Source organism: Sorangium sp. So ce385 (genome assembly GCF_051474135.1).
Taxonomy (GTDB): domain Bacteria; phylum Myxococcota_A; class Polyangia; order Polyangiales; family Polyangiaceae; genus Sorangium; species Sorangium cellulosum_D.
The window spans coordinates 11,412,354-11,437,749 of record NZ_CP150337.1 but is presented as its reverse complement, the minus strand read 5'-3'; the positions used below and the strand labels follow the sequence as shown (position 1 = coordinate 11,437,749).

Annotated in this window: 16 protein-coding genes; 7 read left to right on the top strand and 9 right to left on the bottom strand. The window is 73.5% G+C overall.

Going from position 1 to position 25,396, the window contains the following annotated elements; all coding sequences use genetic code 11:
* Positions 1 to 107: 107 nt before the first annotated feature.
* The 5 genes from WME83_RS41770 to WME83_RS41750 all read right to left on the bottom strand — a co-directional run bounded on the left by WME83_RS41770 (position 108) and on the right by WME83_RS41750 (position 6,881).
* Positions 108 to 3,953 carry an AAA family ATPase gene (locus WME83_RS41770; RefSeq protein WP_437315287.1) on the bottom strand — a complete coding sequence of 1,282 codons (3,846 nt, stop codon included), beginning with the start codon at positions 3,951 to 3,953 and terminating at the stop codon, positions 108 to 110.
* A gap of 166 nt (positions 3,954 to 4,119) precedes the next feature.
* Complete coding sequence (locus tag WME83_RS41765) at positions 4,120 to 5,145, bottom strand: MvdD family ATP-grasp ribosomal peptide maturase (protein ID WP_437315286.1); 1,026 nt, start codon at positions 5,143 to 5,145, stop codon at positions 4,120 to 4,122.
* Positions 5,142 to 6,161 (bottom strand): MvdC family ATP-grasp ribosomal peptide maturase, encoded by a 1,020-nt coding sequence (locus tag WME83_RS41760; protein WP_437315285.1) that lies wholly within the window; start codon positions 6,159 to 6,161, stop codon positions 5,142 to 5,144. Before WME83_RS41760 ends, WME83_RS41765 begins: the two co-directional genes overlap by 4 nt.
* A gap of 13 nt (positions 6,162 to 6,174) precedes the next feature.
* On the bottom strand, positions 6,175 to 6,402 hold the full coding sequence (locus WME83_RS41755; RefSeq protein ID WP_437315284.1) for a microviridin/marinostatin family tricyclic proteinase inhibitor: 228 nt from the start codon (positions 6,400 to 6,402) through the stop codon (positions 6,175 to 6,177).
* Between the two features lie 275 nt (positions 6,403 to 6,677).
* Entirely contained in the window at positions 6,678 to 6,881 is a 204-nt protein-coding gene (locus WME83_RS41750) for a microviridin/marinostatin family tricyclic proteinase inhibitor (RefSeq protein ID WP_061624683.1), read from the bottom strand.
* Positions 6,882 to 7,027: 146 nt separating this feature from the next.
* On the opposite strand from WME83_RS41750, the gene WME83_RS41745 reads away from it, so the two are divergent.
* From WME83_RS41745 to WME83_RS41725, 5 genes are all read left to right on the top strand, one after another.
* Positions 7,028 to 8,215, top strand: a complete 1,188-nt coding sequence (locus tag WME83_RS41745) for an HlyD family secretion protein (protein ID WP_437315283.1) — start codon at positions 7,028 to 7,030, stop codon at positions 8,213 to 8,215.
* Positions 8,212 to 11,121 carry an ATP-binding cassette domain-containing protein gene (locus tag WME83_RS41740; protein ID WP_437315282.1) on the top strand — a complete coding sequence of 970 codons (2,910 nt, stop codon included), beginning with the start codon at positions 8,212 to 8,214 and terminating at the stop codon, positions 11,119 to 11,121. Before WME83_RS41745 ends, WME83_RS41740 begins: the two co-directional genes overlap by 4 nt.
* The gene (locus WME83_RS41735) at positions 11,118 to 13,355 is read left to right on the top strand and encodes an ATP-binding cassette domain-containing protein (RefSeq protein WP_437315281.1); all 2,238 of its coding nucleotides are present in this window, start codon (positions 11,118 to 11,120) and stop codon (positions 13,353 to 13,355) included. The genes WME83_RS41740 and WME83_RS41735 overlap by 4 nt, the downstream gene beginning before the upstream one ends.
* A 311-nt stretch (positions 13,356 to 13,666) precedes the next feature.
* Complete coding sequence (gene treZ, locus WME83_RS41730; RefSeq protein WP_437315280.1) at positions 13,667 to 15,616, top strand: malto-oligosyltrehalose trehalohydrolase; 1,950 nt, start codon at positions 13,667 to 13,669, stop codon at positions 15,614 to 15,616.
* A complete protein-coding gene (locus WME83_RS41725) occupies positions 15,606 to 17,678 on the top strand; it encodes an amylo-alpha-1,6-glucosidase (protein WP_437315279.1) in 2,073 nt (690 codons plus the stop codon). The genes treZ and WME83_RS41725 overlap by 11 nt, the downstream gene beginning before the upstream one ends.
* A 59-nt stretch (positions 17,679 to 17,737) precedes the next feature.
* Here WME83_RS41725 and WME83_RS41720 read toward each other — a convergent pair whose 3' ends face one another.
* Both WME83_RS41720 and WME83_RS41715 read right to left on the bottom strand, forming a co-directional pair.
* Complete coding sequence (locus tag WME83_RS41720; protein WP_437315278.1) at positions 17,738 to 18,970, bottom strand: cytochrome P450 family protein; 1,233 nt, start codon at positions 18,968 to 18,970, stop codon at positions 17,738 to 17,740.
* 228 nt (positions 18,971 to 19,198) lie between these two features.
* The gene (locus WME83_RS41715; RefSeq protein WP_437315277.1) at positions 19,199 to 20,458 is read right to left on the bottom strand and encodes a metallophosphoesterase family protein; all 1,260 of its coding nucleotides are present in this window, start codon (positions 20,456 to 20,458) and stop codon (positions 19,199 to 19,201) included.
* Between the two features lie 273 nt (positions 20,459 to 20,731).
* Between WME83_RS41715 and WME83_RS41710 the strand changes: the two genes are divergently transcribed.
* Positions 20,732 to 22,021, top strand: a complete 1,290-nt coding sequence (locus WME83_RS41710) for an NTP/NDP exchange transporter (RefSeq protein WP_437315276.1) — start codon at positions 20,732 to 20,734, stop codon at positions 22,019 to 22,021.
* A 104-nt stretch (positions 22,022 to 22,125) separates the two neighbouring features.
* Here the strand turns inward: WME83_RS41710 and WME83_RS41705 are convergent, their stop codons facing one another.
* Positions 22,126 to 23,364 (bottom strand): hypothetical protein, encoded by a 1,239-nt coding sequence (locus WME83_RS41705; protein ID WP_437315275.1) that lies wholly within the window; start codon positions 23,362 to 23,364, stop codon positions 22,126 to 22,128.
* 987 nt (positions 23,365 to 24,351) lie between these two features.
* On the bottom strand, positions 24,352 to 24,501 hold the full coding sequence (locus WME83_RS41700; RefSeq protein WP_437315274.1) for a hypothetical protein: 150 nt from the start codon (positions 24,499 to 24,501) through the stop codon (positions 24,352 to 24,354).
* 347 nt (positions 24,502 to 24,848) lie between these two features.
* Between WME83_RS41700 and WME83_RS41695 the strand changes: the two genes are divergently transcribed.
* Positions 24,849 to 25,295, top strand: a complete 447-nt coding sequence (locus WME83_RS41695; protein ID WP_061626430.1) for a DUF2147 domain-containing protein — start codon at positions 24,849 to 24,851, stop codon at positions 25,293 to 25,295.
* Positions 25,296 to 25,396 lie beyond the last annotated feature (101 nt).

Below are 25,396 nucleotides of genomic sequence, written 5' to 3'. Positions count from 1 at the left end.
GTCTCCAGGGCCGCCTCGGCCGTGAGGCGCCTCTGCCCCTTGCGTCCTTGCGTTTCAACCCTGGTCCTGCGCGACCGCCGCAGCCCGGCACCAGGGGACGCCGGCCTTCAGCGCAGCCGGTGCTCGCGCAGCACCTCGGCCGGCACCGCCTCCCGCGCGAGCTCGCAGAGACGCGCGTGGTGCGTGAAGAACAGCACCTGCGTCGTCGCCGTCAGCTCGCCGAGCACCGCGAGGGCCGCCCGGGCGCGGTCGTCGTCGAAATGGATCAGGAGATCGTCCAGGATGAGCGGCATCGGCTCGCCCGTCCGGGCGTGGTGCTCCAGGCTCGCGAGGCGCAGCGCGAGGTAGAGCTGGTCGCGCGTGCCGTCGCTCAGGCCGGTCACGTCCACCTCGCGCTGCACCGGCGCCTTCGCGGGCTCCGCCGCCGCGTCCGCCGACGCCGGCGCCGGCGCCGGAGGGGCCGCGCGGACGCAGCGGAGGATCGCCTGCTCGCTCTCGTCGTAACCGACCCGGAGGCCGGCGAAGGCGCCCAGCGTCAGGCGATGGAAGAGCGCGCTCGCGCGCGCCAGGATCGGCCCCTGGTTGCGCTCCCGGTAGCGCTCGATCTCCCGATCGAGCAGCACCGCCGCGAGGCGCGCACGCACGTAGCGGCGCACCTCGCCGCGCAGGTGCGAGAGGCAGATCTGCGCCTCCACGGCGGCCTCCGCGGCGCCCACCGTCGCCCTGAGGTGCTCGCGCTCCTGCTCCAGGCTCCCGAGCGCCCGATCGATCCGGCGCCGCTCGTCCTCCAGCGCCGCGAGCCGCTGCTCCGCGCGGTCGAGCTCGAGCGCGAGCGCGTCCCGCTCCGCCCCCGCGGTCTCCTGCTCCAGCGCCGCGACGCCCGCGCCCTCGCCCGCCTCGAGGAGCTTGCCCTCGTTCTCGACGAGCTCGCGGTCGAGCCGGCGCGCCTCGCGCGAGCGCTCCTCCGCCCGCGACAGCGCCGCGAGGTCGCCGGCGACGTCGCCCGTGCGCGCGACGCCCGCCGCCTCGAACAGCTTCGCGAGGCGCGCCTCGGCGGCCGCGCGCCGCGCCTCCTGCTGGTCCCGCTCGCGGCGCTTCTCGGCCAGGCGCTCGGCGATCTCGCCGCGCTCACGGAGGTCGGCGCGCGCCTTGTGGTGGCGCTTGATCAGCTGATCGGCGGCCTGGTCCGCGGGCAGCTCGGCCAGGTCCGGCGCGTGCCGGGCCGCCAGCGCGGCCACGTCGGCCGCGAACGTGCGTGCGTCGCGCTCCATCCCGAGCACCCGGCGGCGCTCGTGGGCCGCGCTGTCCGCCTTGCGGAACAGCGCGCCGAGCTCGTCGAGGATCGCCGTGGCCTCGTCCGCGGACGCATCGCCGGGCAGGCCGAGCGCCCGCACGCTCTCCGCCCAGCCGGCCCGCCACGCCTCGAGCGCGCGCGCGTGCTCCGCCCGCTCCCGCTCGAGGTCCTCGAGCTCGCGCTCGAGCTCCTTGCGCTCCCGCGCGAGCTCGCGGCGCTCGCGGGCCGCGCCCTCGATGGCCGCGAGCTCCTGCTCCGCCGCCTCGACGAGCGCCGGGAGGCGCGCGGCCGCGTCCTCCAGCGGCCCGGCGGGGCCGGCGCCCGCGCCGCCGCCGTCCCCGCGCGCGCCGCCCGCCGCGCGGGCGCCCTGGATCGCCGCGTGGAGCTCGGCCGCGTGGGCTTGCATCCGCGCCCGCAGCGCCTCGGCCTCCGCCTCCGCCGCGCGCAGCCGGTCGACCGTGGCGGTCAGGCCCGCGTAGCGGCCGAGCCAGCCGCGCATCTCCTCGGGCGAGCGCGGCGCGACGCCCGCCGGCCGCCACAGCTCGACCCACGCGCCCTCGGCCTCCTCCGCGCGGCGCGCCAGCGCGGCGCGCTCCGCGGCGAGCTGCGCCTGATCCGCCTCGGCCCGCGCCTTGTCCGCGAGGAGCCGCGCCAGCCGGGCGACCCGGTCGGCCTCGCGGCGCAGCCGATCGGCCAGGGCGTCCGCGACGCGGACCAGCTCGGCATACTCGTCGGCCTTGCCGCGCGCGGCCGCCTCGCCCGACGCGCCGAGCGCCGGCCTGCGCCCCGCGCCGGGCGAGGCGGCCACGTCCGCGCCGAGGTCGAAGAGCGTGGCGGTGTGGATCGCCGCCGACGCGCGGGCGCTCCCCTTGGCCTGGAGCGCGCGCAGCAGCGCCTTGAAGGCGGCGTCGCGGCGCTCGCGCGCCTCGGAGAGGTCGGCCTCCGTGGGGACCGCGCCGGCGCGCTGGAGGGCGTCGATCTCGCGCGCGCTCTCGCGCAGGCGCGCCTCGACCTCGGCCGCGCGCTCGGCGAGCCGATCCCGCTCGCGCGCGATGGCGCCCCACTGCGCCGCCGCCTGGTCGACCGTCTCGGGGAGCGGGACGGGCAGGGCGCTCGCCTCGGCGGCGGAGAGCGGGCGGCTCGCCGGCGAGGCGGCGTCGCCGGCCGCGCCGTCGTTGTCGAGGCGCGCCCGCTGCGCAGGCGCGCTGTCGATGTCGAGGCGCGCCCGCTGCGCCGGCGCGCCGAGGCCGAGCCGGGCGCGCTGCGCGTCGGCCTCGCGGGCGAGCTGCGCCGCGGCGGCGGCGGCCTCGCGGCGGCGGTGCTCGAGGTCGCCCTGCTTCTGCGCGCGCGAGAGCGCGCCCCGGAGCGGGGCGGGGTCCTCGCTCGGCGGCAGCTCGGCGAGCCGGCGCGCGCACGCGTCGCGCCGCGCGCGGTTCGCCGCGAGCAGCCGCTCCACCTCGCGCGGCTTGGCCTCGACGGCGCCGCGCTCGCGGGCGAGCTTCTTGATGCGCGCCTCGGTGGCGACGTCGACGCGCATCGCCTCGAGCCGCTCGGGCTCGGCGCCGCCGACGAGCGAGGCGTCCCGCCCGAGCCTGCGGAGGATCGCGCGCGCCTCCTCCTCGATGCCGTGGAGCTCCGCACGCACCCGCGGCAGGTCGACGGCGGCCTTGCGGTGGCTCCCGAGCCGGGTCACGAGGCCGTCGACCGCGCCCGGATCGAGCTCGGCGAGCGACGCGGGGACGTGCAGCGCGGCGTGGCGGGCCTCGAGCTCCTCGATGTCGGCGCGGAGCCGCGCCGCCTGCTCGGCCGCGTCGGCGGCGCGCTCCTGCGCGTCCTCGCGATCCCGCTGCGCGCCCTCGGGCAGGAGGACGACGTCCCCGAGGGCGGCGCGCCGGCCGACGATCGCGCGCCGCGCCTCGAGGAGCGGGAGCACCCGGAGCGCGCGCCTGAGCCGCTTGTCGGTCGCCCGGAGCGCGCGGAGCTCCGCGTCGACGCGCTCCTGCTCGGCCTTGGCCTCGTCGATCTCCTGCCGCTTGCGCGTCCAGTCCGCGGGCGGCCGCGCGGCGGCCTTGGCGCGGCTCCTCGCCTCCTCGAACGCCTTGATCGCCTCGTTGAGCGGGCGGGTCCTCGCCTGGGGCGTGAAGATCTCGTCCGCTTCGTTGCGCAGCGTGGCGAGCAGCTGCTGCAGCCCCGGCCCGCCGAGCCCCGCGCCGAACAGGCTCTGGCCGACGTCGCCCTTGCCCTGGAGCAGCGCCTCGGCGCCCTGCCGGAGCGTGTCGTGATCCAGCCCGAAGGAGGTGCGGAAGAGCTCCTCCGTGACGCCGCCGAGCAGCGGCGCGAGCGCCGCGTCGTCGAGGGGGTTGTCGTCCGGGTCGCGGAGCGTCTTCACGCGCCCCTTGCGGCGGACGAACGCGAGCGCCGCCTCCCCCCTGCCCGCGAGCCGCCCGCCGACGCGGAGATCGGTGTTGTGGTGCAGGTGGGCGTCGGGCGTGATGTGCGGGATGCCGTAGAGCAGCCCGCGGATCGCCCGGAGCGCGGTGCTCTTGCCGGCCTCGTTGGGGCCGTAGATGACGTGCAGGCCCGGCGACGGCGAGGAGAAGTCGAGCCGGAGATCCGTGAAGGGGCCGAACGCGAGGAGGTGGAGCTCTAGGATCTTCACGAGGTCGCCGGCCAGGGGGGTGCCCTCCCCTGAACGGATAGCAAGTGCGAAACCTCCGCGCGATGTCAAGGCGCTCCTCGCGGCGCGCCCGTTGGGTCCGCCGGAGAGGGCAGGCGGGTCCTGCTGGAGAGGGCAGGCGGGCGGCGCTGTACGCTATCCGTCCGGCTCAGCGGGGCTGCGTCACGGGGGCGTGCAGGAAGGCGCTCCACGAGCCGCGGCGCGGCGCCTTGCCGAGCAGCACCTCGGCGAGCGCTTCGCTGATCGGCAGCCCGGGGCTCCGCTCCAGCCAGAAGAACTCGCCGACCGGGTTGACCTCGAGAAAGACGTGCCGGCCGTCCGGCGTGCGGAGGATGTCGAGGGCGCCGTAGTTGAGGCCGAGCTGATCCATCAGCCGGAGCACCGCGGTCTCGACGTCGGGCGGGAGCGCGTCCTTGCGCCACGCATCGATGAGCTCGAGCCCCTGCCGCCGCCAGTCGACCTCGGCGCCGGGCGCCGCCTCCGGATCGATCGAGGCCGCGAACACGCGCTCGCCCACGACCGTCACCCGCAACTCGCGCGCCTTCGGGATCTTCTCCTGGAAGGTCATCGGGCAGAGCGAGAGCCCCCGCATGTCCGCGAGATCCTCGTCCCGGAGGGCGTTCGTGAAGACCACGTGCTCCTCGCCGCCGCGGTAGACGGCGAACGACGAGAGCATCTTGGCGATCACCCCGCCCGGGCAGGTCGCGGCGAAGGCCCGCGCCGCATCCTCGTCGTTGGTGGTGAGCGTGCGCGGCGTGTCGAGGCCGACCTCGCGGGCGATGTCGAGCTGCACCTGCTTGTTCGACGCGAAGCGCACCGCCGGCAGCGGGTCGACCTGCGGGACGCGGAGCGCCGCCAGCAGGCCCTCCACGGTCCGCTTCGCCTCCTCGACCGACGCGCTCCGCAGCTGCGGGTCCATCGACGCGGGCAGCCCGCGGCCGAAGGCGACCCGGCGGTACCAGACGGCGGTCACGTCGCCGAGATCGAGCTCACCACCGCCGGCGCGCAGCGTGGAGCGGCGCACCCCGGGCCCCGAGGCGAGCGCGAGATGCGCCCCGCCGGGGAAGAGGTCGGTGTCGAAGCGGAAGGCCCGGCCCCCCAGCCGCTCGATCGCGGCGGCGACACGGGCGATGCACTCGTTGTCTTCGCTGTGCGTGATGATGAGGACGGTCACGGGTTCTCCGTCGGAGCGAGCAGCGCCTCCGCCAGCGCGTCGGCGATCGGCAGGCCGAGGTCCCGCTCCAGCATGCCCCACTCGCCGGCGGGGTTGATCTCGAGGAAGACGTGCTCCCCCTCGGGCGTCCGGATGAGGTCGACGGCCCCGAAGGTGAGCCCGAGGGCGCGGAGGAGCGCGCCGAGCCGCGCCTCGACGTCGCGCGGGAGCGCGTCCTGCTCCCACGCGATGCCGGCGGCGCTGACGTCCGGGTGGCGCCAGTCGACGGCGATCGACTCGTAGCGGGTGGCGTCGAGCGCGCCGGGGAAGCACCGGCCGCCGACGCAGGCGACGCGCAGCTCGCGCGCCTTGGGGATGCGCTCCTGGAAGACCATCGGGCTCTGGCGCAGGCCGGAGAGGGCGTCGAGGTCGGCCGCCGAGACGGCGTGCGTGAAGACGAAGGGGGTGTTGCCCGAGAGGCTCGTCGAGAAGGGCGTGAGCATCTTGGCGACCACGTTCCCGCCGAGGCGCGCGAAGAAGGCGCGGGCCTCGGCCGCGTCGTTCGTCACCAGCGTCTCGGGGATGCGCAGGCCGACCGACGCGGCCACCGCGAGCTGGCGCAGCTTGTCCTGGGCGCGCTCCTCGGCCGCCGGCTCGTTGATCCACCGCCGCGCGGGGAGCCCGCGCAACCAGCCGGCCAGCGCCGCCATCGACTCGCGCACGCAGGCGGCGCGGTACGCCTCCGGGACGCCCTCGCCGAGGTTCGGCGCCCAGACGCGCCGGAGCCAGACGGCGGAGATCTCGTCCCCGCCGAGCGCGGCCCCGGCGCCCTCCAGGCGGCGGCGCACGCCGCCGGCCCCGAGCGCCGTCGAGAGGGCGATGTCGCGAGGAAACCGGTCGACGTTCAGGCGAACGGGGCGGGCGCCGCGCCGTCGCAGCGCTTCCGCCACGCGCTCGATCCCGAAGTCGTCCTGTGAATGCGAGACCAGGAGGACGCTCTCGTCCGCGGTCGTCACGTCGGGTTGCCTCTCTCGCACGGGCCCGGGCGGCTCATACCCCGGAGCCGGAGTCTTCGCCGTCCGACGGGTACTTCAGCGTGGTGTAGATGGGCGGATCGTCATCGCTGTCCGAGGGGTACTTCTTCGTCACGGCGCCCCCGCCGGCCTTGACGCCGGTCCGGACGCGCTTCTGGTCCTCCAGGAAACGGGCGAAGAAGGGCACCGCCTCGGCGGCCTCCTGCTCCTGCTGCTCGGGCTCACGGAGATCGACATCAGCCATGGGATACCTCCAGATTGGGACGGCGGCGCCGTCGAGGATAAGAGAGCCAATTAAACGAGCAACCAGGGGGAGAGGCAAGCCCGCGGGCACCCCGATAACGGTGGCTGCGACCGATTCCGCTGCTGCGGTCGTCTTTCAGTCGCGGGGTGCGCGGTTGTGTTGAGTATTGTTAAAGTTCGTTGCGCTGGGTTGCGTGTCGTCGAGCCTGGTCGCGTGTCGGCGAACCTGGCCGCGCGGCGCCTCGATCGCGTGATCTGCGTCGCGCGGCCCGCGGATCACTTCACGCCCAGATCTTCGTCGTTGTCGGAGGGGAACTTGAGGGTGACGGCCTCACCACCACCGGTATCCTCACCGTCCGAGGGGAATTTCATCGTCGTGACACACCCGCCGGCTTTGACGCCGGTGCGGACACGCTTCTGATCTTCCAGGAAGCGAGCGAAGAAGGGGACCTGCTCGGGATCGCGATCGATATCAGCCATGGGAAACCTCCAGATTGGATGTACTGCCATGCGGCGGAGCCGCCGTGGGCAGGATGGATTGGGCCGACCCGCTGCGCACGTTAAGTTTTGCTACGCTCATCGCCTCACCCGGGCGATGGGCGTGACTTCCTGAGCCTGCTTCGCTCGTGTACCTTTGCACAACCACCATGCCCGCCGGGTTCTCACGCTCGATTCACGCCATCGCCACCGACGGCCACCGCGGCTCGATCGCCGGCGTCGCGATCGGCGCGGTCCTGCTCTCCGCCTGGCTCGCGTGGTTCTTCCTCGCGCGCGTCGGGCGGTACGAAACCAGCGTGAGCGCCCGGCTCGAGGTGGGCCAGGCGGCGCACCGCGTCGAGGCGCCGCTCGGCGGGAAGGTCGCCGCGGTCCACCTCGCCCTCGGGGCCGAGGTCGCCGCGGGCGACGTCCTCGTCGAGCTCGACGTCGAGCCGCTCCGCCGCGAGATCGACGACAAGCAGGCCCGGATCGAGGCGATCGCGGGGCAGATGGGGCCGCTCCGGGCCGAGATCGCGGCGCGGGGGCGGGCGCTGCGCGACGGGGAGGAGGCGGCGCGCGCGCACGTCGGCGAGGCGAAGGCGCGGCTGCGGGAGGCCGAGGCGGGCGCGCGGTTCCAGGAGCTCGAGGCGGAGCGGGCCGTGCGCCTGCGCCAGGACGGGCTCGTGTCCGAGGCCGAGGCGGCGCGGCTCGCGGCCGACGCGCTGTCGAGGCGCTCGGCGACCGAGGCGCTCGACCGCGCCGCCGCGCGGGCCTACGTCGAGCGGCGCGCCGGGCAGAGCGAGCAGCAGGCCGAGCTCGCGCGGCTCGACCGCGAGGCGGCCACCCTCGAGGGCGAGCGGCTCGTGCTGGAGGCGGCGATCAAGGGGCTGCTCGCCGAGATCGACCGGCGCAAGATCCGCTCGCCGATCGCCGGGCGGGTCGGCGAGATCACGGTGCTGCGGGCCGGCTCCTTCGTGCGCGAGGGGGACGTCGTGGCCGCCGTCGTGCCGCCCGGCGAGCTCCGGGTGATCGCGGAGTTCCCGCCCACCTCCGTCGGGCGGATCCGCGCGGGGCAGGAGGGGCGCCTGCGCCTCGACGCGTTCCCGTGGACCGAGTACGGCACCCTCTCCACCACCGTCGACCGCGTCGCCAGCGAGACGCAGGAGGGCCGCATCCGCGTGGAGCTCGGCGTGCGGCCCGATCCGGCGTCGCCGATCCCGATGCAGCACGGGCTCCCCGGCAGCGTCGTCATCGAGACCGAGCGCGTCTCGCCGGCCTCGCTCGTGCTGCGCGCCGCGGGGCAGATCGTGAGGGTCCGCGGCGGGGCGGGCGGGTGAAGGAGGGGACGACGAACGCCGATCCCCGATCCGCGCCGGAGCGATCAGCGAACCCCCACCGCCGAGCGCCGAGCCCGGAGCGGCGGCTCCTCGCGCCGGAGGTCGTGCAGACCTCGGCGATGGATTGCGGGCCGGCCACGCTCAAGTGCGTGCTCGAGGGCTTCGGCATCGGCGTGAGCTACGGCCGCCTGCGCGAGGCCTGCCAGACCGACGTCGACGGCACCTCCATCGACACCCTGGAGGACCTCGCGGGGCAGCTCGGGCTCGTGGCCCAGCAGATCCTCGTCCCGACCGAGCACGTGCTGCTCGACGAGGCGCAGGCGCTGCCCGCCCTGGCGATCGTGCGGCAGTCGGCCGGGCCGCTCCACGTCGTCGTGCTCTGGCGCCGGCACGGCGGCCTCGTGCAGGTGATGGACCCGGCCACGGGGCGCCGCTGGCTCACGCGACGGCAGCTCGAGGGCGAGCTCTACCAGCACGAGCTGCCCCTGTCCGCGGCGGACTTCCGCGACTGGGCGGCGAGCGACGGGTTCACGCGGCCGCTCGAGCGCCGGCTCGCCTGGCTCGGCGCGGGGGCGCAGCCGCTCGAGGCGGCGCTCTCGGCGCCGGGGTGGCGCGCGATCGCGGCGCTCGACGCCGGCGCGCGCCTGGTCACGTCGCTCGTGCGCTCCGGCGGCGTGGGCCGCGGCCGCGAGGCCGCGCGCGTGCTGGGCGCGCTGCTCGAGCAGGGGCCCGAGGCCGCGCGGGAGCAGATGATCCCGCCCTCCTTCTGGACGGCGCACCCCGGGCCGGCCGGCCCGCGCGGGGAGGATCGGGTCGTCGCGCGGGGCGCGGTGCTCGTGCGGATCCGCGGGCGGCGCGCCCCCGCGCGCAGCCACGCCCGCGCTGCGGCTGCGCGCGGCGGCGCGCCGCGGACCACCGCGCCCGCGTCGCCGCCCCGCGCCGACGAAGCGAGCCCGAGCGCCGAGGCGCGCCTCCCCCCCGACGTCGCCGCCGCCCTCGCGGAGCGCCCGGCCAGGCCCGGGCGCGAGCTCCTCCGGATGATCCGCGAGGACGGGCTGCTGGCCCCCGCCGTGCTCGCCGGCGCGCTCGCGCTCAGCGTCGCGACGGTGGTGCTGGAGAGCCTCCTCTTCCGTGGGCTGCTCCAGATCTCGAACGATCTCGCGCTGTTCGAGCAGCGCCTCGCCGCCGTCGGCGCCCTCGCCATGTTCCTCGCGGTGGAGCTCGCCGTCGATCTCTCGCTGACCACCGGGGTGATCCGGCTCGGGCGGCACCTCGAGGTGCGGCTGCGGATGGCGTTCCTCGCGAAGATCCCGCGCATCGGCGATCGCTACTTCCACAGCCGCCCGGCCTCGGACATGGCGCAGCGCGGCCACAGCCTGCACGTGCTCCGCGCCCTGCCGGCGTTCGGCGGCCAGATCGCGCGCTCGGCGCTCGATCTCGCGGTCACCACGGCCGCGATCGTCTGGATCGATCCCGCGAGCGCGCGCCTCGCCGTGCCGTGCGCCGCGCTCGCGCTGGCGCTGCCGTTCGCCAGCAACCGCGTCCTCGTCGAGCGGGACCTGCGCGTCCGCACCCACGCCGGCGCGCTCACGAGCTTCTACCTCGACGCGCTCCTCGGCCTCGTGCCGATCCGGGCGCACGCGGCGGAGCGGGCCGTGCGGCGGCAGCACGCGGGCCTGCTCGGGGAGTGGGCGCTCGCCGGCCGCGCGCTGCTCCGCGCGGCCCTCGCCGTCGACGGGGCGCAGGCGCTGCTCGGCTTCGCGCTCGCCGCGTGGATCCTCGGCGACTTCCTCGCCCGCGGGGGCGCGCTGTCGCGGGCGCTCCTGCTCTTCTACTGGGCGCTCGCGCTGCCGGCGATCGGGCAGGCGCTCGCGGGCGCGCTGCTCCAGTACCCGGCGCAGCGCAACACGGCGCTGCGCCTGCTCGAGCCGCTCGGCGCGCCGGAGGAGCCGCGCGCCGGCGGCGCGTCCGGCGCGGCGACGCCGGCGCCGCCTCCGCGGGCCGGCGCCGAGGGCGCGGGCTGCGCGATCGCCTTCGAGCGCGTGCGCATCCAGGCCGCCGGCCACGTGATCCTCGACGGGGTGGATCTCCGGATCGCGGCGGGCAGCCACGTGGCGATCGTGGGGGCCTCGGGCGCGGGCAAGTCGAGCCTCGTCGGGGTGCTGCTCGGGTGGCACCGGGCGAGCGGGGGCAGGGTGCTCGTCGACGGCCGCCCGCTCGACGGCGAGCGGCTCCACGTCCTGCGCGAGGAGACCGCGTGGGTCGACCCGGCGGTGCAGATCTGGAACCGGTCGTTCCTCGACAACCTCCGCTACGGCGCGCCCGACGACGCGGCCGACTTCGGCGCCGTCGTCGAGGAGGCCGAGCTGCGCGAGGTGCTGGAGCGGCTGCCCGAGGGGCAGAAGACCCTGCTCGGCGAGGGCGGTGGGCTCGTCTCCGGCGGCGAGGGGCAGCGCGTGCGCTTCGGCCGGGCGATGCTGCGGAGCGAGGCGCGGCTCGCGATCCTCGACGAGCCGTTCCGCGGCCTCGACCGGGAGCGCCGCCGCGCGCTGCTCGCCCGGGCGCGGCGGCGCTTCCGTCGCGCGACGCTCCTCTGCGTCACCCACGACGTCGGCGAGACGCGCGGGTTCGAGCGCGTGCTCGTCGTGGACGGCGGGCGCGTGGTCGAGGACGGGGCGCCCGCCGAGCTCGCGGCGCGCCCCGGCTCGCGCTACCGCGCGCTGCTGGACGCCGAGGCGGCCGTGCAGCGAGGGCTCTGGTCGAGCGGCGGGTGGCGCCGGCTGAAGGTCGTGCGCGGGCGCATCGCCGGAGCGGCGGCGGAGGGCGCGGCGGTAGAAGGCGCGGCGGCGGAGGGCGCGGCAGCGCCGGCCGAGGCCGCGGCAGCGCCGGAGGGCGAGCGGAGGTGACGGCGGAGGCGCAACCCGGGTGGGGAGCCGAGCCGGACGGCGCGCAGGCGCGGCGCGGCTGGGGCGCTCGGCCGGGCGAGGCGGCCGACGCGCTCGGCGGCCTCGAGTGGCCGGCGGAGCGCCTCGGCGACGCGCTCGAGGCGCTCGCGCTGCAAGGCGGCCTCCGCCCGCGCGCGGTCGCGGCGCCCATCCCCACCGCCGGGCACCTCCGCAGCGCGGACGCGCTCGGCGCGTGGATCGATCAGGCCGCGGGCTACCTCGGCGTCGAGGCGGAGCCGATCGCGGCGCGCTACGACGAGGTCGGCGACGCGCTCCTGCGCGTCGCGCCCGCGCTCGTGTGGCTGCGCGGCGGCGAGGCGCAGCGCTTCCTCGCCGTCGTGGGGCGCCGGGGGCAGGCCCTCTCGGTGCTCCGCGCCGACCGCTCCACCGCGCGCGTGCCGGTCGAGGCGATCCTCCGCCGCATCGCCCGCCCGCTCGAGGCGCAGGTGCTCCCGGAGGTCGATCGCATCCTCGACCGCGCGGGCGTGCGGCCGCGGCGGCGCGCCCGCGCGCGGCAGGCCCTGCTCCGCGAGCGGCTCGGGCCCGTGGTCCTCGACGGCATCTGGAGCCTGCGCCCGCCGCCCGGCGCCTCGTTCGGGCGGCAGCTCGCGGCCGCGCGGATCCCGCGCCGCCTCCTCGGCCTCCTGGCCGCCCACGCGTCGGCCTACACGCTCTGGATCCTGGTGTGGATGACCGTGGGGCGCAGCATCCTCGACGACCACCTCGACGAGGGGTGGCTCTACGCCGGGGCGCTGCTGCTCGCGACCGTGGTCCCGCTGCGCCAGCTCATGGCGTGGCTGTCCGGCGTGGTCGCGATCGACGCCAGCGCGCTGATCAAGCAGCGCCTGCTCGCGGGCGCGCTCGCGCTCGACGCCGAGGAGGTGCGCAGCGAGGGCGCGGGCCGCTTCCTCGGGCGCGTGATCGAGTCCGAGGCGATCGAGGCGCTCGCGATGGGCGGCGGCGTCGGGGCCGTCGCGGCGGCGTTCGAGCTCGCGGCGGCGGCGGTCGTGCTCGCCCAGGGCGCGGCGGGCGCGCTCCACGCGGTCCTGCTCGTCGCCTGGGCGGTCCTGGTCGTCGCGCTCTGCGCGCGCTTCTACCGGCGCCGCGCGCGCTGGACCGCCGCGCGGCTCGCGATGACCCACGACCTCATCGAGCGCCTGGTCGGCCACCGGACCCGCCTCGCCCAGGAGCGGAGCGGCCGCTGGCACCACGGCGAGGACGAGGCGCTCTCCCAGTACCTCGCGCGATCGCGCGAGCTCGACCGGAGCCAGATCGAGATCGGCGCGCTGATGCCGCGCGGCTGGCTCATCGCGGGGATCGCCGGCCTCCTGCCGCCGTTCCTCGCGGGCTCCGGCTCGGCCGCGGCGTACGCGGTGGCGCTCGGCGGCGTCCTGCTCGCGAGCCGCGCGCTCCAGGGCCTGTCGGCCGGCCTGTCGAGCCTCGCCAGCGCGGCGATCGCGTGGGAGCAGGTCTCCACGCTCTTCAAGGCGGCCGCCCGCGGCGGGGCGCCGCCGCCGCCCCTGCCGCCCGACGCGGGGCGCACGCCGCCCGGCGCGGGCAGCGCGGGGGACGCGGAGCGCCGCGCGCCGGTCCTGGAGGCGCACGAGCTGTCGTTCCGGCACAAGGGCAGGCCTCGCCCCGCCGTGATCGACGCCTCGCTGCGGATCGCCGCGGGCGACCGCATCCTGCTCGAGGGGCCCTCGGGGGGAGGGAAGTCGACGCTGAGCGCGCTGCTCTCGGGGCTGCGCGCGCCCGACGCGGGGCTGCTCCTCTTGAACGGGCTCGACCGACACATGCTGGGCGCCGCCGCGTGGCGCCGCCGCGTGGCCGCGGCGCCGCAGTTCCACGAGAACTACGTGCTCGGCGGGACGTTCGCGTACAACCTGCTGATGGGCAGGCGCTGGCCGCCGCGGCCCGACGATCTCGCCGAGGCCGAGGAGATCTGCCACGAGCTCGGCCTCGGCGAGCTGCTCGGCCGGATGCCCGCCGGGCTGGAGCAGGTGGTGGGCGAGACGGGCTGGCAGCTCTCGCACGGCGAGCGGAGCCGGCTCTACATCGCGCGCGCGCTGCTCCAGGGCGCCGAGGTCGTCGTGCTCGACGAGAGCTTCGCGGCGCTCGACCCCGAGACGCTGGAGCAGGCGCTGCGCTGCGTGCTCCGGCGCGCGCGCACGCTCGTGGTCATCGCCCACCCGTGACCGCGGCGGCGCCACGGGCGAAGTCCGCTCCTCTCGGCGCTCGCTCGATGAGGCGAATCGAAAACGCTCCCCTCCTCGGAGCCCCCCAGCCTGGGTGAGGCACGCGCGCGCTCCAGGACGGCTTGATCCGTGCGATGCAGGCCACTTCGCCTGCGCCGTCTCTCATCGTCGGTCGATCCCCGATTCCTCTCAGGCGACCCCGTAAGGCGCTATCGCTCGCCAGGTGAGCCAGGCAAACAGGATCGCTCAAAGGGGGCCGTCGCGCCCATCGGTGCTGGACGTCAGGTGTGTTGCGCTTAGAATGCATACCAATGCCGGAGAAGACGGAAAGACGGTTGCCTGTCGGCGCAGAGGTGCTCGCCGGAACTGGAAAAGGAGTGCACTTCCGCGTCTGGGCGCCCTCCCGGCGCCGGGTCGAGGTCGTGCTGGAGGCCGGGCCGGGGAGCGGCGAGACCGCCCTGCTGCGGCCCGAGGAGGGCGGTTACTTCGCGGCGCTCGTCCCGGCCGCGGCGGCCGGCACCCGCTACCGGTTCCGGCTCGACGACGACGAGAAGCTCTATCCCGATCCCGCCTCGCGCTCGCAGCCGGAGGGGCCGCACGGGCCCTCCGAGGTGGTCGACCCCGCCGCGTTCGCGTGGAGCGACGCGGGCTTCAAGGGCGCCCCGCTCAAGGGGCAAGTCGTCTACGAGATGCACGTCGGCACCTTCACCCGGGAGGGCACCTGGGAGTCCGCCGCGCGCGAGCTGCCCGAGCTCGCCCGGATCGGCATCTCCTTGATCGAGCTGCTCCCGGTGAACGAGGTCCCCGGCCGGTTCAACTGGGGGTATGACGGCGTGAACCTCTTCGCGCCGACGCGCCTCTACGGCAGCCCCGACGATTTCCGCCGCTTCGTCGACGCGGCGCACCGCGTCGGGATCGGGGTGATCCTCGATGTCGTCTACAACCACCTCGGCCCGGACGGCAATTACCTCGGCCAGTTCTCCAAGGACTACTTCACCGATCGCCACAAGACCGACTGGGGCGCGGCCATCAACTTCGACGGCCCGCGATCCGAGGCGGTGAGGGAGTTCTTCCTCGCAAACGCCGGCTACTGGATCGACGAGTACCACCTCGACGGCCTGCGGCTCGACGCGACCCAGAACATCTACGACGGCTCGAAGGACCACATCCTCGCCGCGATCGCGCGCCGCGTCCGGGAGGCCGCGAAGGGCAAGGAGACGTTCATCGTGGCCGAGAACGAGTCGCAGGAAGAGTGGCTGATCCGCGCGCCGGAGCGGGGCGGCTACGGGCTCGACGCCATCTGGAACGACGATTTCCACCACAGCGCCAAGGTGGCGCTCACCGGCCACAGCGAGGCGTACTACACGGATCACGAGGGCTCCCCGCAGGAGTTCATCTCCGCCGTCAAGCGGGGGTTCCTCTTCCAGGGGCAGCGCTATCAGTGGCAGAAGCAGCGGCGAGGGACCCCTGCGCTCGACGTGGATCCGGCCCGCTTCGTCCTCTTCCTGGAGAACCACGATCAGGTCGCCAACACGGCGAAGGGCGACCGGCTCTACCACCTCGCCTGCCCGGGGAAGTTCCGGGCGATGTCGGCGCTCCTCCTGCTCGCCCCGGGGACGCCCATGCTCTTTCAAGGGCAGGAGTTCGGGTCGTCGGCGCCGTTCCTCTTCTTCGCGGACCACAACCGCGACCTGGCGCCGCTCGTGCGCAAGGGCAGGGCGGAGTTCCTGGCGCAGTTCCCCTCCTGCGCCTCGCCCGAGGTCGCCTCGCGGCTCGACGCCCCCGACGACCCGCGGACGTTCGAGCGCTGCAAGCTCGATTTCTCCGAGCGCCAGCGCAACGCCGGCATCTACGCCCTCCACGAGGACCTGATCGCGCTCCGCCGGCGCGATCCCGTGATCCGGGCCCAGCGCCCGGGGGGCGTCGACGGGGCCGTCCTCTCGGGCCACGCGTTCCTCCTCCGCTACTTCGGCGACGACGGCGACGACCGTCTGCTCCTCGTCAACCTCGGGCGGGACATCCATCGAGGGTCCTTGCCGGAGCCGCTCATCGCCCCGCCGCCGGGGCGCCGCTGGGAGACGTTGTGGTCCAGCGAATCCCCCCGTTATGTGGGACAAGGCAGTCCACCTGTCATCACCGAGGATGGCGTCCACATCCCGGGCGACGCGGCGATCCTCCTGCACCCCGTGGTCGGGACGCCGGTGCCCGAGAAGACGAGCGCCAACCCTCGCCCAGAGGAGCCCAAAAAGCATGTACGCTGACGAGATCTGCCGGATGATGGTCTGGTCCCGGGGCACCGGCCCCGCATCGCACGACGACGCCGAGCACGGGTCGGACCCGCTCACGCGGGAATGGCTCGTCACGAACGGCCTCGGCGGCTACGCGTCGGGCACCATCTCCGGCGCGGTGACCCGTCGCTTCCATGGGCTCTTGATCTCCGCGCTGCCGGCCCCCCTCGGCCGCACCATGATGCTCAGCGACCTGTCGGCCCGGGTCTTCACCGCGGACGGCAAGGTGGTTCAGGTGGGCGGTCAGGAGCCCTGGCTCGACGACAGCGCCGCGCAGGTCATCGAGCTCGCCGAGTTCCGCCTGGAGGCCGGGCTCCCGGTGTGGCGCTACGAGGGCGCCGGGATGGTGTTCGAGCGGCGCCTCCTCCTGCCCCACGGGCAGAACACGGTCCACGTCACGTACACGCTCCTCAAGGGCGAAGGGCCGGTCCAGATCGAGCTCCAGCCGTGGGTGAACTTCCGCCCGCACGAGGGCGCGCTCGATCGGCCGGTCGCGGGCCCTTACGCGCTCACCGTGATCGAGGATCGCTACGAGCTCGCCTCGCCGAGCGACCTGCCGCCGCTCCGGCTCAAGGTCCAGGGCGCCCGGGCCGAGTTCAGGATCGACAGCGCCCGCCTGCGCAACGTGCGCTACCGGATCGAGCAGAGCCGCGGGTACGACGCGATCGGCGAGTTCTACAGCCCCGGCCGCTTCGGCCTCGAGCTCCCCGTCTCCGGCAGCGTGACCCTCGTCGCGTCGACAGAGCCCTGGGAGACGATCAACGCCCTCTCCACGGAGGAGGTGCAGCGCGCCGAGCGCAAGCGCCGCACCCGGCTCCTGCTCGCCGCGGCGCCCGAGGTCCGCTCCGGGCCGCCGGCGGAGCTCATCCTCGGGGCGGATCAGTTCCTCATCACCCCCGCGGGCCGCGTCGAGGACGCCGCCCGCGCGCGGGCCGCCGGGGACGAGGTGCGCACCGTCATCGCGGGCTATCACTGGTTCACCGACTGGGGGCGGGACACCATGATCAGCCTCGAGGGGCTGACGCTCGTCACCGGGCGTCACACCGAGGCGGGCTATATCCTGCGCACGTTCGCCCATTACGTGAAGGACGGGCTCATCCCCAACATGTTCCCGGAGGGCAAGAACGACGGGCTCTACCACACCGCCGACGCCACCCTCTGGTTCTTCCACGCGCTCGATCGCTACCTGACCTACACCGGCGATCGCGAGACGCTCCGGCTCGTGCTCCCGACGTTGATCGATATCGTCGAGCACCACACCCGCGGGACGCGCTTCGGCATCGGCGTCGATCCCAAGGACGGCCTCGTCCGCCAGGGGGAAGAGGGCTATCAGCTGACCTGGATGGACGCCAAGGTCGGCGATTACGTGGTCACGCCCCGCCGCGGGAAGGCCGTGGAGATCAACGCGCTCTGGTACAACGCCCTGCGCCTCATCGAGCGCTGGGTGCGCGAGTCCGAGGGCGACGGCGCGGCGCGGCGCTACGGCGCGGCGGCCGAGCAGGTCAAGGGCTCGTTCAACCGGCGCTTCTGGTCCGACGAGCTGGGCTATCTCTACGACGTGCTCGACGGCGAGCAGGGCGACGACGACGCCTTCCGGCCCAACCAGATCTTCGCGATCTCGCTGCCGCACCCGGTCCTCGACGCCGCCCGCTGGAAGGGGATCGTCGATCAGGTGAAGGAGCGGCTCTGGACGCCCGTGGGCCTCAGGTCGCTCGCCCCGGGGCACCCCGATTACAAGCCGAAGTATTTCGGCGATCTCCGCGCGCGGGACATGGCCTATCACCAGGGCACCGTGTGGGGGTGGCTCATGGGCCCCTTCATCGACGCGTGGCTGAAGGTGTATCCCGCCGATCTCGCCGGGGCGCGGCGCCTGCTCGAGGGCTTCACCCCGCACCTCGACGAGGCCTGCGCCGGGTCGATCAGCGAGATCTTCGACGCCGAGCCGCCGTTCACGCCCCGCGGGTGCGTCGCCCAGGCGTGGAGCGTGGCCGAGGTGCTCCGGGCCTACGCCCGGACGGCCCGCTCGGCGGGCTGAGCGCGGGCCCCGGGGTCGAGGTCCCGGGGCCGGCGGAGCGCCGCTCGCGGCGCCGTCTCTCAGAACGCTACGGGCACCGCAGCCGGGCCGCGGAGCAAGGCCCACTCGCCCCATTCGATCTCGTCCGGCGCGGTGTCGAGCTCGAGCCCCGGGAGCCGCTGGAAGAGGGTCGAGAGGGCGATGGCCGCCTCGATCCGCGCCAGCGTCGCGCCAAGGCAGAAGTGGATCCCGCTCCCGAAGGCGAGGTGTCGGTTCGGCGAGCGGCCGATGTCGAAGCGGTCCGGCTCCGGAAACTGCTCCGGATCCCGGTTCGCGGCCAGGAGCCCCGCCACGACGCCTTCTCCCGCCGGCACGCGCGCGCCGAACAGCTCGATGTCCTCGAGCGGCCAGCGGACCACCGAGAGCTCGGCCGGCCCCTCGCAGCGCAGCATCTCCTCGACCGCGGAGCCGATGAGCCCGGGCTCCGCCTCGAGCCGCCGCCGCTGCTCGGGGTGCGAGAGCAGGAGGAGCGCGCCGCTCGCGATGAGGTGCACCGTGGTCTCGTGGCCCGCGACCAGCAGCAGGAACACCATGCTCGTGACCTCCGCCGGGCTGAGCTTGTGCCCCTGCTCCTCGGCGAGCACGATCGCGCTGATCAGGTCGTCGCGCGGGGCCTCGCGGCGGACCGCGAAGAGCGCCTCGAAGTACGCCTCGATCTCCTTCACAGCGGGCATCGCGGGCTCGAGGAGCGCGCGATCGCTCGTGGCGGCGAGGAGGAGCTTGGTCCAGTGGCGGAACCGGCCGCGATCCTCGCGCGGGAGGCCGAGCAGCTCGGAGATGACCGCGATGGGGAGCGGGAACGCGAAGTCGGCCACGAGCTCCATACGACGCTGGTCCGCCACGGCGTCGATGAGCTCACCCACGATGGCCTGGACGCGCGGGCGCAGCCCCTCCATCGCCCGCGTCGAGAAGGCGCGCTGGACGACGCCCCTGAGCCGGGTGTGATCCGGCGGGTCGGCCTCGAGCATGTGATGACTCAGCAGGACCGAGCGCTCGCCGAGCGGGCGGTAGCTCGCGCGCAGCTCGGCGGGGAGCTTGCGGCAATCCCGGATCAAGCGAGGATCCTTGAGGAGCTCCACGCAGTCGTCGTAGCGCGTGGCCATCCAGATAGGCACGTTGAGGCGAGGATGGATGAGGCGATGCATGCGCCCCGCGGCCCGCATGCGCGCGTAGATGGAGTGCGGCTCGGCGCGGCCGCTCGGACGGAACAGCTCCGGAAAAGCGCTCTGGTCGATCGTGACTCCCCCGTCCATGATCCCCCCGGTCCGTCGCGTCCGGCTGCCCGAGGCGATGCTCGCGTGCGCAGGGCGCGTCAGGAGGAGTGCATGGTGGAGATCGACGTGCCGTCAAGCCGCGCGGGCCGCGGCCGCGGTCGGCCGGGCGGCGCCCGCGAGAACAGGATAAGACGCGGAAATCGTCGAGTTTTCTTTTCCGATTTCAGCCTTCGCGGCCGGCCCCGACCCACGCTGTCGCGCCGGCGCTCACGGCGCCTCGCCGGCGCCGAGCAGCCGCGAGATCAGCGTGTGCTCCACGTCGTCGAGCGCCTCGCGCAGGTATGTCGGGTCGTCGAGGCGGATGGCGTCGTCGCCCTCGCGCGCCTCGGCGGGGAGCTTGTTCTTGAGGCTCGCGAACTCGCGCACGAGCGAGGAGAGGCCCGCCTCGTCGTCGCGCAGCGCGCGCAGCGACCGCGTGAGCTGGCCGATGGCGTCGTCCCGCTCCTCGAGCGCGCCCACCTCGAGCGGGGCCAGCGTCCGGGAGAGCACGCGCTCGATCCAGAGCCCGCCGCCGAGGTCGTTGGCGATCGCGCGGATCTGCCCCGTCCAGCGCTCGAAGTCGGCGCGGAGCGCGGCGTGGGCCGGCGTCGCGCCGCACAGGATCACCCGCGCGGCCAGCGTGCGCCCGTCGGCCTCGGCGAGGCGCTGCTCGAGCTGCTCGCGCGTCAGATCCACGATGTCGTCGGCGCTCGCGGCCGGGGAGAGATCGACCTCGCAGGCGCACCAGCGGACGACGTCGAGGGGGCGGTGCTCGACCGAGGCGATGCGGCCGTCGTCCACCGTGACGAGGAGGGCGCCCTTCTCGCCGGTCTCGCGGGCGTGGCGGCCCTGGAGGTTGCCGGAAAAGGCGATGTACGGATCCTCCGAGAGCACCTCGCGGGTGTGCACGTGGCCGAGCGCCCAGTAGTCGTATCGCTTCCCGACCAGGGTGTTCAGGCTGCAAGGAGCGTAGTTGTCGTGGCCCTCGCGCCCGCCCAGGCAGGTGTGGAGCATGCCGATGTTGAAGAGGCCTGTCCGCGCGTCCGGGTAGCCGGCGGCGAGATCGTCGGTGACCGCCTTCGTCGCGAAGCTCTGCCCGTGGACCGCGACCCCGAGCCGATCGAACACGACCGTCTCGGGGCTCTTCGGGTCGAGCCGGCGGGCGTTCTCGGGGAGCTCCAGGTGGCGCGTGATGTGGCTCTCGGCGTCGTGGTTGCCGCTCAGGAGCACCACCTCCACCCGGGCGGCGCGCAGCCGGGAGAGCTGCGAGGCGAAGAACAGGCCCGTGCTGTAGTCCTTCCAGTCGCCGTCGTAGATGTCGCCGGCGAGCAGCAGGAGGTCGACCTCCTCGGTGAGGCAGAGGCTCACGAGGTTCTCGAGCGCGCGGCGGGTGGCCCCGCGGATCTGCTCGACCGGGGCCCCCGGGTAACGGTCGAGCCCGCGGAGGGGGCTGTCGATGTGGAGGTCGGCGGCGTGGACGAACTTCATGGGCTGCGCGGCCCGAGCTTAGCCGCTCCGCGCCGGGAGCGCTGCTCATCCGATGAGGTCCGCGCCCCGCGGGCGGATGAGGTCCGCGCCCGCGGGCGGATGAGGTCCGCGCCCGCGGGCGGATGAGGTCCGCGCCCCGCGGGCGGCCGGCGCCGGCGGTCGCCTTGACGCGCGGGGCGGGCTGTCGTGCAGTGAGCGTCCGATGCTGCGCCCGCCGCCACGCCTCACGCCGCCCGCGGAGCGACGCCCCGCCGGGGGGAGGGCGGCGGACCGTTGAGGCCGGCGGCCGCGCTGCTCCGGCGGGTCTGCGACGTGAGGGAAGGCGAGGTCTCCGCGCTGCTCTGGAGCTTCGCGTACTTCTTCTGCGTCCTCTGCAGCTATTACATCCTGCGGCCCGTCCGCGAGGAGATGGGCATCTCGGGCGGCATGGACAAGCTGCCCTGGCTGTTCACGGCGGTGTTCGCGGCGATGCTCGCGGCCGTGCCGGCCTTCTCCGCGCTCGTGGCGCGGCTGCCGCGGCGGCGGTTCATCCCGATCGTCTATCGCTTCTTCGCGTCGAACCTCCTCGTCTTCTTCGGATTGCTCGCGCTCGACGCGCCGCGCGCCACGGTGGGGAAGGTGTTCTATGTCTGGCTGAGCGTCTTCAACCTGTTCGTCGTGTCGGTGTTCTGGGGGTTCATGGCGGACGTCTGGCGCAGCGAGCAGGGCAAGCGCCTCTTCGGCTTCATCGCCGCCGGCGGCAGCGCCGGCGCGCTCGTCGGCTCGCTCGTCACGGCCGCGCAGGCCCGGCAGATCGGGACCGCGAACCTCCTGCTCCTGTCGGCGGCGCTGCTCGAGCTCGCCGTGCTCTGCGTGACGCGGCTGAACCGCCTCGCCGGTGGGCTGGCCGGCGGCGCGGCGCCCCCCGAGGCGAGCGCCGCGGAGGAGCGCATCGGCGGGGGCGCATTCCGCGGGGTGACGCTCGTCCTCGGGTCGCCGTACCTCCTCGGGATCTGCGCGCAGACGCTCTTCTTGTCGATCACGGCGACGGTGCTCTACTTCGAGCAGGCGCGGATCGTCTCCGCGGAGTCGATGGATCCCGCGCGGCGGACCGCGATGTTCGCCTCCATCGATCTCACCGTGAACGTGGTCACCATCGTCGTGCAGGTGCTCGTGACCGGGAGGCTCATGACGCGGGTGGGCCTCGGGGTCGCGCTCGCGGTGGTCCCGGTGGTCACCGGCGTCGGGTTCCTCGCGCTCGCGGCGCGGCCGACCCTCTCGATGATCGCCGGTGTTCAGGGGCTCCGGCGGGCGATCCACTACGCGGTGGACCGGCCGGCGCGGGAGATCCTGTTCACGGTGGTCGCGCGAGAGGAGAAGTACAAGGCGAAGAGCTTCATCGACACCGTGGCGTTCCGGGGCGGGGACGCCGCGAGCGCGTGGGCGCTGTCGGGGCTGTCGGCGCTCGGGGTAAAGGCCGCGGGGCTGTCGCTCCTGATGGTGCCGGTCGCGGGGGGGTGGGTCCTGCTGAGCCGCTACCTGGCGAGGCGGCAGGCGGAGCGCGCCCGCGGCGAGGGGGGATGAGGCGGGCGCTCGTTCCGTGCGTACGATAACGCGCCAGGAATCCCCAGACGGAGAGGAGCCGTCGGCAGAAAGCTTAGCACGAAGCGCGCCCGGCGGTCTGCGGCTCAGCTGCTCGATCCCCTCGAGATCGGGACCTCGCCGCGGACGACGAAGGAGCCGTCCTCGTTCACGGTGATGATCCGGTTGTTCTGGTAGGTCGACTTGATCTCCGGAGAGCGAACGATGTACCAATCGGCCGACGGCCTCGCCTGGGCTTCCACGCCCACCTTGTGATCGTCCTCCGAAGCGGTGAGCGGGTTGCCCCAGCCCATCTGCCGCTCGACAAAGAAGTTGTCACGTATCGTGGTGGTCGCGAAATCGTTCTTCCTGCTCGCAACGTAGTGGTGGTTGAGCCCCGCGACCGCCCCCCAGAAGAAGTTGTCTTCGATGAGGATGTTGGCGAGCTTGCGCATGTCGGAGTCGTCGACCTCTTGCTTGAGCATGATGCTCGCGTTCGAGTAGTCGTCGCCCGAGTTGTATCCGTTCGGCCAGGTGCGATACCCGACCATGTCCCGGGGCCCCCCGAGCAGGTTACCGCGGAGCACCACGTTGCGCCCGGCGTTGAACTGGAAGGCGTCGTTGTGGGTACGCCCGTCGGACGGCGTGTCCGTCCCGTTCTTGTATTCGCCCGCATGGATCCAGTTCATCTCGACGGTGGTCTGCTGGTTCGTCCAATCAGCCGTGCGCCCGACGTAATTGACGCCGTCCTCGACGTTCCGGATCTCGCTCCAGCGCAGGGTGAAGTTACCACCGTGAAGGGCGGGCTGCGACTGCAGGAGCTGGCCGGCGGGGTTGCCGTTGTGCGCCGGGGCGGACCTTCCACGCTTCGTGATCCACGCCTCGGGATCGAACAGCGAGTTTTCTATGACGATGTGCGGCGGGTTGTCTCCATAATTCGTGAGGAGGGCCCGCGGCTCGGGCAATTTCGACGGATCGGGTCCGCGGAAGATGCACTCGTCGAACTTGATGCCCCTGGCCTTCGGCACGACCGTCCCCCAGAACTCGACGCGCTTGTAGGTGATGTTCGGGGTGGTCAGCCGGATGGTCGTTCCTGAGTTCGCCTCCATCTGCTCGAACGCGCCGGTCCAGATCGGTCCCGTCGTGGTCGGCCCTGGAAGGTAGGTCCCAGGGACAAGGGCTGTCCGGTCGATCACCTCTGCCGCGCCGCTCGCGGCGTTTGCTTCGCCGTCGATCGATACATTCCCGACGGCGGAGGGCTCTTCATCGGCAGCGATGCAGCCCGCCGACAGGGAAAACACCGCAACGAGCGACCATGTGATGAACGGGCGAAACCTTCGAGACATGCTCACCTCTCTCAGGTCCGGGCTCCGGGAACGTCGTTCGGCGCGCCGGACCATAAAATCGGCTTCTTGAAGGGATCGTGGCGTCGCGGAGCGCGCTCGAGAGCGCGGGAGAAAGCTCGTCTCGAAGGGAGTCCCTCGTCTCCACCCTGCGACCTGACCGGTCCCCTCATTCACCGCGAATAAGCATTTCAACGCGAGTCAAGCGAGGCCCACGACATGTTACCATCTCTCCCATGGTGGGATCTTGTCCGACAACAAGGAAGCGGGCATGAAAAGATATCGTCGCTGAGCGGAGCATCATAGCACGAGTTCAGTCGGTGACAATCGATGAGACGTCCAGAGCGATCCCGGAGGCGCTCTATGGCGAAGACGTCGATGAACGTTCGCGCCCTATCAAGGCTCGAGAGCAGCCCGCGCGCGCTGCGAGGTCGAGAGAGGCCAAGAAATGAAATGAGGTTTGAAAAATCAAGCTCCTGGCAGCGGATGTCCCGTTGTGCAGCCACGCTGCATTCATTCGCTGTCATGGTCGCGGTGGAGGCCCTCGAACCGCCGCCGATCGCCATGGCGGCGAGCGAGGGGGCGAGATGGTACGAACGGGCCTTCGGAGCGCCGGACGCTGCCTCGTGCTCCTGGCGCTGGCCTCCACGCCGATGATCCCGATGGGGCGACGAAGCCTCCGAAGGGCACCTTCCGGGAGGTGACCGCAGGGACGCATCGCTCCTGCGGTATAAGGACCGACGACACGCTCGCCTGCTGGGGGCTCATCGAGTGACGCGATGGGCACTGGCGGCGATTCGAGCCCTGCCGCCGTAAGCAGGCGATGGCTCGATCGAGCAAGGCCGCCCGGCGGAGCGCGCCTCCACCGGGCGCATCCCCCTGAGCCGCGCCTCCTTGGGTTCCAGATGGTCTCGATGCGGAAATCCGAACGTCCACCGCGCCTGCCGGGGTCGACGGGAGCGGCGAGCTCGACGTTCGGCCCACGCTTGCTCACCGCTCCGGCGCCACCGGCAGCCCGAGCAGGCGACCGATCGCCTCGTGAACGACCCGAGCCCCCACCTCATCCCCGAGGGCGACGGCGCGGCACAGGGTGCTGGCGAGCGAGGCGACCACCGCAGCCTGGCGCGACGGATCGGTCACGGCGAGCTCGCCAACCCCGGGGCTCCGCGGTCACCGGTCCCACCGTACGGCCACGCTGCACGCGCTGGTCGACATAGAGAACCTTACATGACCGCCTCCGTCGGCGAGAGCGCACCCGCGCAGGACGGACGCGCGCGGCCGAGGCGCGGGCCATGGGCAGCTTGGCCACGGCGGGAGCCAGCCCCCTGGTATCAACCGTGCGCTGGCCACCAAACGTCCCGGCGCCCCGCTGCACGGCGCCGTTGCGGTCCACGAGCCCGCCCGGTACCCTCGGAGGAAAAATGGCGTCCACCGCGCCAGGGCCGAACGCCGTGGCTTCGCAGACCGATGAAAGGAGTTCTGACGACATGAAGAGGTTCTTGGCTCTTTCTGCCGCCTTGGGTTGCTCCCTGGCCACGTCGCTCGTGCTCGCGGATCCTCTCCCCGTGACCGGCCAGTGGCGGACGATCGATGAGCAGGGGGTCGAGCAGTCGGTGGTAGAGATTTACGAGAGGGGCGGGAAGATCTTCGGCAAGATCGTGAGCCTGAAGCAGCCGCTCGACGCGAAGGGGAAGCCGAAGCTCTGCACCGCCTGTGAGGGGGCCGACAAGAACAAGCCCCTCGTGGGGCTCGTCATCATCAAGAACATGGCCCGCGATGACGACGAGTACGATGACGGTACGATCCTGGATCCGAACAACGGCGAGACCTATAGCTGCAAGCTCGAGGCGATCGAGGGCGGGAAGAAGCTGAAGGTACGCGGCTTTTTGGGCATCTCCCTCCTCGGCAGGACCCAGACCTGGGTGAAGAAGTAAATCTTCTCATCCACACGTCGTGGTGCACCTTGGCGGAAAGCGGGTCACTCGAACCGCCGAGGGCGCCAAGAAAAATGCGCGCACGGCCCTCGCTTCTCTGT